Origin of the sequence: Haloferax marinum (genome assembly GCF_009674625.1) — an archaeon.
GTDB lineage: Archaea > Halobacteriota > Halobacteria > Halobacteriales > Haloferacaceae > Haloferax > Haloferax marinum.
This window is the reverse complement of the sequence record NZ_WKJQ01000003.1, coordinates 36,960-48,986: the sequence shown is the minus strand read 5'-3', so window position 1 is coordinate 48,986 and position 12,027 is coordinate 36,960. Positions and strand designations below refer to the sequence as shown.

13 protein-coding genes and 1 pseudogene are annotated in these 12,027 nt (G+C 55.1%); 5 read left to right on the top strand and 9 right to left on the bottom strand.

The features are described 5' to 3' along the window. Window positions 1–14: 14 nt before the first annotated feature. The 5 genes and pseudogenes from GJR99_RS16730 to GJR99_RS16710 all read right to left on the bottom strand — a co-directional run bounded on the left by GJR99_RS16730 (window position 15) and on the right by GJR99_RS16710 (window position 3,135). Window positions 15–650 carry an immunity 49 family protein gene (locus GJR99_RS16730; protein ID WP_151114207.1) on the bottom strand — a complete coding sequence of 212 codons (636 nt, stop codon included), beginning with the start codon at window positions 648–650 and terminating at the stop codon, window positions 15–17. 315 nt (window positions 651–965) lie between these two features. Beyond that, window positions 966–1,166 (bottom strand): annotated as a pseudogene (locus tag GJR99_RS16725) (type II toxin-antitoxin system HicA family toxin). A gap of 46 nt (window positions 1,167–1,212) precedes the next feature. Continuing rightward, window positions 1,213–1,473, bottom strand: a complete 261-nt coding sequence (locus GJR99_RS16720; RefSeq protein ID WP_151114206.1) for a type II toxin-antitoxin system HicB family antitoxin — start codon at window positions 1,471–1,473, stop codon at window positions 1,213–1,215. A 177-nt stretch (window positions 1,474–1,650) separates the two neighbouring features. Then, complete coding sequence (locus GJR99_RS16715; RefSeq protein WP_154326134.1) at window positions 1,651–2,580, bottom strand: LLM class oxidoreductase; 930 nt, start codon at window positions 2,578–2,580, stop codon at window positions 1,651–1,653. Window positions 2,581–2,643: 63 nt separating this feature from the next. Then, the gene (locus tag GJR99_RS16710) at window positions 2,644–3,135 is read right to left on the bottom strand and encodes a TRAM domain-containing protein (protein ID WP_151114204.1); all 492 of its coding nucleotides are present in this window, start codon (window positions 3,133–3,135) and stop codon (window positions 2,644–2,646) included. Between the two features lie 432 nt (window positions 3,136–3,567). Between GJR99_RS16710 and GJR99_RS16705 the strand changes: the two genes are divergently transcribed. Continuing rightward, window positions 3,568–4,431, top strand: a complete 864-nt coding sequence (locus tag GJR99_RS16705) for a ParA family protein (protein ID WP_151114203.1) — start codon at window positions 3,568–3,570, stop codon at window positions 4,429–4,431. A 29-nt stretch (window positions 4,432–4,460) separates the two neighbouring features. Continuing rightward, window positions 4,461–4,808: a hypothetical protein gene (locus tag GJR99_RS16700; protein WP_394349757.1), complete on the top strand. Its 348-nt coding sequence runs from the start codon at window positions 4,461–4,463 to the stop codon at window positions 4,806–4,808. Window positions 4,809–5,670: 862 nt separating this feature from the next. Here GJR99_RS16700 and GJR99_RS16695 read toward each other — a convergent pair. After that, complete coding sequence (locus GJR99_RS16695) at window positions 5,671–6,903, bottom strand: Cdc6/Cdc18 family protein (protein ID WP_151114201.1); 1,233 nt, start codon at window positions 6,901–6,903, stop codon at window positions 5,671–5,673. Window positions 6,904–7,747: 844 nt separating this feature from the next. Beyond that, window positions 7,748–8,314, bottom strand: coding sequence for a TATA-box-binding protein (locus tag GJR99_RS16690; protein WP_151114200.1), 567 nt, complete (start codon window positions 8,312–8,314; stop codon window positions 7,748–7,750). A gap of 3 nt (window positions 8,315–8,317) precedes the next feature. Between GJR99_RS16690 and GJR99_RS17940 the strand changes: the two genes are divergently transcribed. The 3 genes from GJR99_RS17940 (at window position 8,318) to GJR99_RS16675 (ending at window position 11,302) form a co-directional block, all read left to right on the top strand. Next, entirely contained in the window at window positions 8,318–8,668 is a 351-nt protein-coding gene (locus tag GJR99_RS17940; protein ID WP_394349751.1) for an ATP-binding cassette domain-containing protein, read from the top strand. A 99-nt stretch (window positions 8,669–8,767) separates the two neighbouring features. Continuing rightward, window positions 8,768–10,036, top strand: coding sequence for a hypothetical protein (locus GJR99_RS16680; RefSeq protein ID WP_225317678.1), 1,269 nt, complete (start codon window positions 8,768–8,770; stop codon window positions 10,034–10,036). A 39-nt stretch (window positions 10,037–10,075) separates the two neighbouring features. Then, the gene (locus GJR99_RS16675; RefSeq protein ID WP_151114197.1) at window positions 10,076–11,302 is read left to right on the top strand and encodes an AGE family epimerase/isomerase; all 1,227 of its coding nucleotides are present in this window, start codon (window positions 10,076–10,078) and stop codon (window positions 11,300–11,302) included. A gap of 44 nt (window positions 11,303–11,346) precedes the next feature. Here GJR99_RS16675 and GJR99_RS16670 read toward each other — a convergent pair whose 3' ends face one another. Next, a complete protein-coding gene (locus GJR99_RS16670) occupies window positions 11,347–11,718 on the bottom strand; it encodes a hypothetical protein (protein ID WP_151114196.1) in 372 nt (123 codons plus the stop codon). A gap of 30 nt (window positions 11,719–11,748) precedes the next feature. Further along, complete coding sequence (locus tag GJR99_RS16665; RefSeq protein WP_151114195.1) at window positions 11,749–12,012, bottom strand: hypothetical protein; 264 nt, start codon at window positions 12,010–12,012, stop codon at window positions 11,749–11,751. Window positions 12,013–12,027: the final 15 nt, after the last annotated feature.

Here is a 12,027-nt window from a genome sequence, read left to right as displayed (position 1 = left end):
CGTCCAGTCCGTTGCTACGCTACTGGTACGGCATTCTCGTACAGGTCTCGCAAGGCATCTGGTGTATCCTCGGGGAGTTCGACTGACCCCCATTCGATATCGTGGCGTTCTGCTGGCACGTACTCGCTTTCGATGCGAACGTTCATCCCTCGATGGCGGGCGAGCAATAGGTATGCGCCCGTGTAGTGGTCGAAGAGTTCTTTCGTTGCGTCGCCGCCGCCTCGAACATCCTCGTGATAGGCTGTGAGCGAATCGAGTGCGTGCTGAACGAGTTGCTCGTCGTGGTCGATGAACCCTTCGAGGGCGTCGGCGAACGCTTCGGCAAAGTAGGTACCAAGGTACTGGTCGTCTTTCTCCACCGAGTCACGGAGGCTTGCGAGCGCGGTGCGAGCTTGGGCTGTATCCTCGCGTAACGAGTGGGCGAGACCGGTGAGGTGGTAGTACCGAGTCGTCATGTCGGGATAGTCGTCGAGGTACGACTCGTCGAGTGCAAGTATCTCGTCAACGGCGGCACCGGCAACTCGTGGGTCGGCCGAGAGTAGCGCGTCTCGGAGCGCGTGTTCGGCGGCAATAGGCTGATTAGACCAGTAGTCGTTATCGACTGAATCTCTGTGTTGACGGACGAGTAAACATCGTATCGCTTCGGCCAATGCACTCTCAGCGAACCACTGGCGAGCGACGTTGACATCACCGAGTAGCAGGTCTGTGCTACCTAACCCCCACGCATCAGTATGCAGCGAGCCGTAGCCAGAAACCGGTACGCGGCTATTATCAATTAGTCGTTGGATACCTCGGAGTGACGCTTGCCTGCTCCAAACATACCTCTCCCGACGTTCTCGGAGTTCTGTTTCGTTGAGTTTCACTAATGAACATACTTCTCAGTCTGACCAGATATAAATATTTGACATGAAAGCCAATTCAGGTGGTGATTTGCACCAGCAACGCCACAGCCTACGCAGCGAATCCTAACAGTGGTCGTCAATCCACTCACAGAACGAGTGGAAATCGTCTGCACCACACTGCTCGGCGATACTCCCGAGTGTTCCACGAGGAATCTCGCCGTGAGGTGGAACAGTCGGTCGTCAAACCTCGCCAGTGTCGGGATTGACGTACTCCAGCGTGAGGTGACTCCCGGTCCGTGACTTCGGCTCGTAACCAAATTTCATCAGCACCTTCGCGACTTCCCGGCCTGTAAACGTCGTCCTGTTCACGTTACTCGTCCCACGGCGGGCGGCCTTCGCTTCCGATTTCGTCTTCGTCGAGACCGAGTTCTGCGGCCAGCTCGTCGTCTTCGACAGGTTCTCCTTTCCCGTGGTAGGCATCGAGTGCGTCAGCGAGCATCCGCAGTGCCTCCGCGCGGTCGTCGCCGAAAGAAGCGACACCCGTCTCGATGTCCTTTGCGGTGACTCGTCCATCATCCTCGTGGATGAACTCGACGCCGCCGTTACGGTTGTCACGAGTCGTGCTGGCCATCTCTACCAGAATTGAGTCGACGTCTACAAATAAGCGTTCGGACGGTCTTGCGTTGAACTCTGACCGGTCAGCACAACTACTCGGAGAGTTCTTGCTGCATACATCTCTGTCTGTGTCACGCCACACCTACCAAACTCAGAGGACTTCGACAGAGCCACTGTCTCATGAGCCTACAGTCTACTCTCGAATCGGTTCGATAACTTCGTCCGAAAACGTCGACAGTGAACTCTCAGGGTCGTCGCCACGGAGGCCAACGATGACGTGGTCGACTCCGAGTTCGTCGAGGTCGGTGAAGTACTCGCGGAACCACTCGGTTCCAGCCCGAAATCCTTGGTGAACGTGTTCAGGACCTGCTCGTGGATCGTCTGCAAGTTCGACCTGAACCGCCATCGAAAACGGTGTCTCCCCCGCCACCTCACGCCAATCTTCGAGGTAGCTCTGTAGCGTACTCTGCGGAAGCTGATAGAACAACCAACCATCACCGTGTTCGGCTATCCACTCCATCGACTGGCGGGAGTAACCTGTCGGGAGCAGTGGTAGCGTTTCGGTCGTCGGCTTCGGAACGAGATTCACCTCACCATCGAGTGTTCCCCACGACGATTCGACTGTTGGGAACTCCTCTTGCCACACTGTCCGCAGCAACTCGACGCTCTCACGGAACAGCATTCCACGGTCGTTCGGGTCGACACCGAAAGCAGGAAACTCTGGGTCGCGGTCCCCAGATGCCACACCCAAGACGAGCCTCCCGTCTGAGAGTTGGTCGACCGAAGCCGCCGCCTTCGCGACGTGAAGTGGATGACGAAGTGGAAGGACGACACTCGCCGTTCCCAACGTGATCTCGTCTGTGACCGACGCGACGTGTGTGAGCCACGGCCAGACGTCGAACGTTTGGCCCGCGTCGCCAAAGGATGGCCAGTACGTCGGCACGTCACGCGTCCAAAGTGCGTCGAACCCGACAGATTCTGCGTGTTTGGCTAACCGGCGTTCCTCGGCGGCGTCAGGCATCGACTCGTTTCGGTTCGTGAGCGGGAAACCAGTCCCAAACGTGAGCGTGTCGGTATCGAACAGACGTAGATATCCGTCGTTTTCGTGAGGAGGCACTGTCAAATTTTCAAAAGTGTCTGCTTCGGTCCGCTGGCTCTGTCTCGATTCGTGTACTGGGGCTCGACGTTAGCGAACTGTCGGTTCGCCAGTCATCTCTGCAAATGCAACCGTCTGTTTGACGTCGGTGACCTCGACTTCGACTTGGTCACCAGGGTGGGCATCCGGGACGATGATAACGAAACCGCGTTCGACTTTCGCGATACCGTCGCCCTGGTCTCCGAGCGTGTCGATGGTGACCGTTCTAAGGTCACCTTCTTCGACTGGGGGACTCCGCGTTTCCCCACTCTGCGTGCTCGACCGGTTCGAAGTCGATTCTGCTTGGTCCCACTCCTTTTCTGACCGTGTCGTGTTCGTCTCAGCCGAATCGTCGACCGATTCGGTGTTAGAGGTGGCCTCGGAGGAGGCCGCCGCCGTCAACAACGCAATCCGGTAGGTCTCGGCCGTGGAAAACGACCCGTTCTCGACGAGTTCTTTCGGAATCGGAACCACGTAGCGGTTGCCGTCGCGCTCGATAGACGTCTCGAACAAGAGCCGTAGAGAGTCTGAAATATCAGTCACTACCTCGAGTATGGAGAACAGAGGCTTAAATCATATTGAATATCTCAAGTCAGGTACAATCGGTCGACGTCCTACTACTACCACCACGACACGGCTAGGTACCACATCACTGAGAGTACACGTAAGTCGTGTCCGTTAGATTATCTGTGTTATCCAGATTATCCACATTACACAAAGAACCAAGATATCGGGCACACCTGCGACTAATTGAAGACAAGATTATCCAAACAATTCAGATTATTTAGATTGGCTCTTCAGCCAGTCTCAGAACCAAACCAGCGTATTAACCCCTAATGACGGAGATTTCGAAACTGTTGTCGAATCACCAATACGAGATTATTCAGATTATTTTGATTATCCACCAATCCAAAATAACCATAATTATTTCAAGAATGGCGATAATCACACGATGCGATACAACGTCCACTCACCATGTCACGCGCAGTCAGTGTCTGTCTCCTGAAAGGCGGTATCGGTAAATCAACGACGTCGATCAACCTCGCGCGCGAGCTCGCACACCGAGACAACGATGTCCTCCTCATCGACTTGGACCCGAACGGTCACACGACGACGGGGCTCGGTTACGGTGAGGAGTTCTACTCAGAAGCCCACCTCGGTGACGTCCTCCTCGACGACGCCGAACTCGAACCACAAGAACTCATCTTAGACACCGACTTCGAAATCGACCTATTGCCGTCGAACGACCGCATCGAGCAAGTCGAGTCCGACCTCGGTGGCGTGATGATGGGGTCTGCGCGACTCAAACAACGAGTCGTCGACCCGTTGCTGGGGGACGAATACGACTACGTAGTCGTCGACTGCCCCGCAGCACGTGGGAAACTGAACGACAACGCCCTGTATGCGACACAAAATTTGGTGTTGCCTATGCGTCCAGAGTCGGGGGCGCTCTCGGGACTCGAAAAGACAGTCAAACGGTTGATTCAGCCCGCTCGTGAGCACTTCGAACTCGATATTCTCGCAGTCGTCCCGACGGACCTCAGAGACCGACTCGACCACGAGCGGCCGACACGACGACTCATCGAAGACCTCGTATCGAAACAGAATATCGCCTCGAAGATCCCGAACTTCGGTTACGTAGACCCGACGTTCTTCGAAGAAGTAGACGCCGGAACGTGGGACGACGACCTCCCGAAACCAGGTATTCGTCATCGCTCTGCTATCGACGACTCGATTCGTGAACACATGCCTCTTCGAGACTACGATAGTTCCTGCGACCAGCTCGAATGCTACGACGAACTGGCGGAAATCGTCGAAACAGGGGAGGTCGACCGATGAGCGACCCGTTCGGAGACCTCGATGCCGCGATGGACGACAGCACGCAGGCAGACTCTAGTCCCGATTCAGAACCCACAGCAGAACCGGTAGACGAACCCATCACCGAGTCAGACACTGAAGACACCGCCGCCCCACAGGAAGCACCGGCCTTCGAATTCGACGAGACAGTACACAAAGCCCTCTACGTCCTCGAAGAGGTTGCAACTGAATTCGACGACATCATTACGTACGACGTAGAGCGGGACCTGACGCGAACGCACGGGCTGAAAAACATCAAGAAGAGCGAACTCCACAACGCAGCGCTTTCTGTCGTCTCGGAACACCCCGACCTGATTGTCGAACGAGTACTCGAACAACGAGGGTTAGACGACGAGTGAGAAGAATCTAAATTATCCGAATTGTGTGCGTGTCGTGGATAATGTGAGTAAGGTAGCTAAGTCGAGAAAGCTGAGTAAGGGGAAAGGTGAGAAGGGAGATGAGGATGTCATTCTGGCCAGTCAGCACCTTGGGCCCTCGTGAGAGGCAGACGGGGTCCAAGTTACGGATATAGATTCACACGTTGTGACTGATAGAACCAAAACACGCGATATGCAGGTAACCTGTATAAGGTGAATTATTCAAATATTCCAGATTATTTAAGATATTAGAGTTACCCGAGTAGTGTGAGCTACCTTGATTATGTGGAAATTTCTCCGTATTTGTTCTAGTTCGCTCCCAAAACGCCACACTGGTTTTGAGAGTGGTCGAGAATCCATATGCTGGAAACACTCGAGTTATTCAAATTATCTCGATCTGCAGCACCATGTGGTTCCATCAGGTTCAGCGAATTAGGTGAATTATCCAGGAGGTCAAGATTAGTTGAATTGAGTTGGACCTGTGAGGGAACAGTTAGACGATGGATAGTTAGAGGATGAATGTACTGCAGATTCGAAACCCCCGATATCTAAACCACTCAGGCTATTCGAAATAGACAGATACTGCAAATAATGTAGATAATTTGGAATGCGATAATGTGAGAGGAGTTGTCAGGAGAATCGAGTTCAGCGTTGACCAATAGTCCGGTGTGTTGAGAATCAAGAAAACTCACAGTTTCCAGAGTATGTAGATTGTGCAGATAATCTAATCGATTGCGTCCGAATTTTTGAGCTAGGAAGTTGGGAGTTCCAAGATGAGTTTAGGCACGTGAGTAAAAGTTGGGAAAGCAGTCGTGGGAGAGGAGAGGAGAGGAGAGGAGAGAGGCTATTCGAGAGTCGAAATTCGACTATCCCTGAGCAGGACTCGTTTAACGATGTCGGGGTCTTCGAGCAAGCGGTGAGTTCCGTGGACTCCCTGACCTCGACCACGACCACGGACCTCGGACTGGATGACGTTGAGGAAGTCGAGTTCCTGAAGAAGTTCTTGAACCCGACGTTCGGATAGCTGATCCATATCGAGGTCGTCGGCGACTGTGAGATACTGTCGGTAAATCTTGTTCGTCGTAACCTCGGCGGTTTTTCGCCCACCAGTCTGCAGCACGAGCGAGTAGAGAACAGCTTTCGACTGTGTTGCCGTTCCTTCGAGGAGTTCGCTGAAACGGTCGGCTTCGCTCTTTTCTTTCGCGGCTCTCACGTGGTCGTCGGTGACGGTTTCGGCACCCTCCTTTTGGGCGATCCGACCAGCGTTTCGAAGAATATCGATGGCCTTTCTGGCGTCACCGTGTTCTTGTGCGGCAAGTGCGCTCGCGAGTGGGATGACGTCGTCGGTGAGAACACCAGGCTTGAAGGCGTCTTTCCGGTTTTCGAGGATTTCCCGTAGTTGGTTCGCGTCGTACGATGGGAAGACGAGTTCGTCGTGTGCGAAACTCGACTTGACGCGTTCAGTCAGTTCCTCGGGATAGTCGATCTTGTTCGAAATGCCGATAATCCCGAGTCGAGAATCGACGATCTTCTGATTCTCGCCCGCGCGAGAGAGTTTCCTGAGAACCTCGTCGTCTCGAAGCATATCGATCTCGTCGAGGATGACGATGGTGACGTCAGAGCAGGTGTCGAGCACTTGCCACAGTCGATTGTAGTAGTCACCAGTCGAAAGCCCACGTTCGGGAATCGACATGCCACTCTTCGACGGGTCGTTGACCTGCGAAGCGAGCGTTTTGATGACCGACGCTTCGGTGTGTTGTTCACCGCAGTCGATAATTGCAATCTCTACGTTGACTTCCTCGCGACGAGCTTCGTTCTGTAATCGCTCACTCACGAGACGAGCGCTGAGGGTCTTCCCCGAACCGGTTTTGCCAAAGATAAACAGATGTGTCGGTTCACGGCCGAAAATAGCGGGGTTGAGTGCCTGTGCTACTTTCGACATATGCTCGTCGCGGCCGACGATCTTATCCGGACCAGGGAGGTGTGATATTTTGAGAATATCTTCGTTGGCGAAGATGGGTTGGTCGTAGCGGAACAACGGGTCCCTTCCCCCCCCATCAGTCTCGTTCGGCGTCATATGAGTTCGGTATTCATACCCACTCATAATAAAAGTAAGCAGGGTAGAGTCGCGTTTGTAACTCCAACATATTCTGGGCTACTACGTCATTTACTCTCGGATTCTCCAAAAGTAGGTTCCAGAGTGGTGTCGCGCGAGTAAAGCGTCAGACACCACCCTCGCGTTTGTAACGGTGGCCGGTGTGATCGAGCAGCTGGCCACACAGGAAATTTGGAGTCGAGATGGGCAGCGTTTGATTTCTCTTCTCTTGGGGGACAGTACCCCCGCGAATGTAACTGCTGACCTGGGAGACCACCCTCGCGGATGTAAACCACCCCCTGAGCGACCGGGGGGTGGACCGGCAAATCAGCAACACCAGTTAGACGAGTGTGATCAGTCGTTCGGAGACTACCCTCGCGAATGTAAATTGGGCCGTCTTCGACAGCATTTCCCTGGGTCAGACACACTACCCTCGCGAATGTAACGCAAAAATGTGTGAGGGGGGTGCCAGTGATGAATGACCGTTCCCGGAAATTATTTCCTCTAGATTTACAAACGCGAGGGTGGTGTGTTCAGAACCTCTAGAGTCTCGCGTAGCCGTTACAAACGCGAAGGTGGTGTGTGTGTATCATAATTCGCGTTTAAACATCAGAATATGCGTTACATTGTCGGAAATCAAGTCGTATTGGGTACTGAACTAGATTAGATTAGATTAGATTAGATTAGATTAGATTAGATTAGATTGGGTTAGACTAGACAAGACCAAACTAGACTAGATACTAGACTAGAAGCTAGGCTAGAGTTAGTAAACAAAGTACAGAACAGACAAAGAAGACCAGAACGTCAGCCGACTATCGAGACCGGTTCATCCGAGCAACCCTAATCCGTCGATTCGTTCGGTAACTACCTCGACAGCGTGTTCAGCATCCACGACTTCTTTCGCACCCGTGATAACGATCTTTCCACTCCCGAACATGAGGACAACGACATTCGGTTCGTCGAGTCGGTACACTAATCCTGGAAACTGTTCGGGTTCGTACTCGACGTCTTCGAGTCCGAGTCCGATAGCAAGTGCGTTGAGATTGAGTGTATGTCTGAGGTCTGCACTCGAGACGATGTTTTGCACCGTAATCTCCGGGTCTTCAGGGACGGGAAGACCGAGCTCCGAGAATTCATCGAATAAGATACCCAGTGCCGTATTCACGCCGGAGACACTGTCCGCACCGGTACAGACGATTTTTCCCGACCGAAACACCAGACACGCAGATTTTGGGTCTGTCGTACGATAGACGAGTCCTGGGAAGTTATCCGGGTCGTAATCGGTTCCTTCCCAGTCGAGAGACAAGCGCTCTAAGTCGAGCTCGAGGCCAATCTCGGTGGAGGCGACGACGTTCTGTATCTCGATGGACTCAACCGCATCCACTTGTGACATGATGTGGCTTCATTGACATTGAATCGTGTTAAAATACCGGGGTCATTCTCGGCAGTATCGGCTCTCACGGACCTCTCGAGTGGCGAGCGAAACCGTCACCCCGAACGTGCAGTAGAGATACGGGAGAGTGCCGATATGCTCGACAAGGAACCCGGAAAACTGTCCGGTGGTCAACGACAGCGTGTTGCCATCGATCGGACCATCATCCGCGAACTTCGTGTGTTCTTTTTCCACGAACCATCGTCGAATCTCGACGTGACGCATCTGTTCGATATCGACAACGGTCGCTCCTTCAGGACTCCGGGTGTCAGCGACGAACGATCAACTATTCGAACACCACCAGCAACTGAGTAACACACACTACATATGCCAACTAACTCTCCGGAAACTTCTGCAACGAACGACGGAAACGACACGACGAACGACGACAGTGAACACCGTCTCGAGCGGCCCATGTTCCACTTGGACGTCCTCGACGACCTGGTGTACGAGGCGTCCGGTGATGTCGAGGGTGCAGTTCCACTCGCGAGCGACCCGGACCACCGATACCCCTACGCGTACCCTCGTGATATTGCGTGTATCACGCGCGCGTGGCTCGCTGCGATTCGGTCCGGTATCGACCTAGACCGCTCGCGTCGACATATCGTCGACGCGGCACGGTTCCACATCGCCGTACAGGGTGGTGACGGGGCGTGGCAGCAGCGCTACGCACTCGGCGGCACCGACAAGGGAATCTACATCCAAGAGGACAACGTCGCACACGGCCTCCGGGTCATCTCGCACGCAGTCTTTGCACTGGACGGAACCGACTCGTGGTCGGACGTGGACGACGACTTCGCTGCGGACGTCGTCGACGCCATCGGCCGTGCGGTCGAATACACGCGCGACGAACTGTACGACCCGAACGCTCACCTCGTCGAGAGCACCACGTCGATTCACGAAGGCCCAATCGAATCTGGATACACACTGTGGGTGAACGCTGCGTACGTTAGCGCACTCCGACAAGCAGAACGCGCACTCTCCGTGTTGGACGCAGCGGATACTGACGTCGCGTCCCGAATCGCTGCATTCCGTCCGACTTTGGAAGGTGGTGTCGAGCGAGCGTTCACGAGTCCCCAGCAGGTGCCACGGCGCTATACTCCTGAGGGTGAACTCGACTTCCGGCCCGACGTGACGCTCTTTTCACCGTATTACTTCGGTCTCTCCGACCTCTTTGGCGACGCTGCCGACGAAGCTGCACGCCGTGCAGCAACGGCGCTCGAAGACCCACGTCTCGGTGGCCTCCAGCGTTTCCTCGGGTTCTACCGAAACTTCGACGTCCACCAACACGGTGGAAACGGCCCGTGGATGCAGTACACTGCGTGGCACGCACAGTACCGGTACGACTGCGGCGAGGACGAGCGAGGAGACGAAATCCTCCAGAACATCGTCTCCTACGCCGACGACGACGGTCACATCCCGGAACACCTCACGACGCGCGCCCGTTTCGAGTCGTTCGTCGAAAACGAGTGGGACACCGGCCTCGACTTCGAAAAGGAGTTCGACGAGACGGTGCTCAGAGACGTCTCGTTCGACCTAATCGCCGAAGAACTGGGCCACATGCGTGACTCTTATCAGAGTATCGCAGACCGAGTCGAGGCGAACGACGTCGTCGGGTTCGCCCGACCACTCGCGTGGAGTCACGCCGAGTTCTTGACCGCACTCATTCGGTCTGAGGAGTAAACCCGACTCACTGGTCCACCCACTTATCCACCACTCACAATGAGCGATACATTTGATTCAATTCGACCGACAGACTCGACGTTTAGAGACCCCCGCTGGGTGTACCAGCACCTCACGAACATCTTGAAATTCTACCACCCGACGTGTATCGACACGACCTACGGCGGGTATATCCCTCAGTTGAGTGACCTCGACGGGACAATCTACGACTCTCGGTCGAAGTTGCTCCCGGCGACGTGCCGACTCGTCTTCAACTACAGTGTCGGTTCGATGCTCGACGGACCGGTGGGGTGTGAGCAGGCCGCAGAACACGGTCTGTCGTATCTCGTCGATCAGCACCGAGACGCCGAGACGGGTGGGTACGCGTGGGTCATGAACGGGAGAGACGTCGAAGACCCGACCCGTTCGACGTACGGGCACGCGTTCGTCCTATTCGCGCTTGCATCCGCCGGAAACGCGGGTATCGGTGACGTAGACGGATCTCTCGAAGAAGTGACCGAAACCATCGAAGAACAGTTCTGGGAGTCAGACCCCGGATTGTTCCGCTCGGATCTCGACACCGACTGGAACCCAGTTTCGACCTACCGGGGCCAGAATGCGAACATGCACATGTGTGAGGCACACCTCGCGGCCTACGACTACACCGGCGACGAGGACTATCTCGACAGAGCATACACAATCGCAGAGAATCTCGCGTTGACATTTGCCGACCGAGGAGACGGTCTGCTGTGGGAACACTACACTGAAGACTGGGACCTCGACTGGGAGTACAACCGGGACCAACCGGGACACCTCTTCCGTCCGTGGGGGTACCAACCCGGACACCTCCTCGAGTGGAGCAAGTTACTGGTCTCGCTTTCACATCACCGCGACGAGGAGTGGCTGGTCGAGAGAGCGGTTCGGTTCTTCGACGCGGCCGTCGAAAATGGATGGGACGACGAGTACGGCGGGTTCGTCTACAACTTCGACCGAGATGGCGAGACCATCGTCGCAGACAAGTACTACTGGCCGCTCGCAGAGGGCATCGGTGCGACGGTTCTCTTGAACGAGGCCACTGACGACGAGCGGTTCCTCGACTGGTACGACAGAATCTGGTCGTACGCGTGGGCGAACGTCGTCAATCGTGGCCACGGAAACTGGTACTTCAAACTCACGCGCGAAAACGAGATTCACTCGGACCTCGACGACTCGCCCGAGGTGAAAGTCGGCTACCACCAGATAAACGCCTGTTTCGAAGTTCTTCGAACCGCTGGATTCGTCGACTGAGTCGGTCGAACGCGCTGTTTTGTTCGATTCTCCAATGACTCGCCTCACCACCGCGACTGGATTTCGTCCATCTGGCACTGGACACAAAGGTCGTCTGCGAAACACGAGACGCTGTCGTACGGACAGTCGTGTTCTTCGACGGAGACGCGCATGCTCCGCTTTTCGTTCTCCCACATCGTCTCCCAGACGTCGATGTCCATCTCTGCGGACGTGAACACGACGACGTCGTCTCTGTCGATAATCTTCGCCGCGGTCACGTCGTCTCGGTGTTCCTTGACCGTCTCGATTGCGTCCCCGTACGACGAACAACTAATCTCCTCGATGCCGTCTTCGTCGTCCATCAGTCGGACGGTAATCCGGCCATCGTACGTTTCGGTCGGGCGGAGGGCGTCGGTCGGGGGTGGACCATCGATCATACACGATTGTGGGTCAGATTATTGATAAATCTACCCACCGATGAGAACGACGCCGCGTACTCGTTTCCTCGTCGATGCGGCAGTCGCTTCTCGAATCGCACCTTCGTCTTCGATAACAGTCGGCGTCCCGAACATAGTCACGTGCCGCTGTGCATCGCTGTCGATGTCCTCGGATCGAGCGAGCGACACGCGGGTTCTCTCTGGTCTCGGGTCTTGGTCCAACAGTGAGGAGTTCGGCGACACCGTCACCTTCGTCGAAGCCGAACTACACCGGTGCGCCGTGGGGCCAGCCATCTGAACACGTCGCCT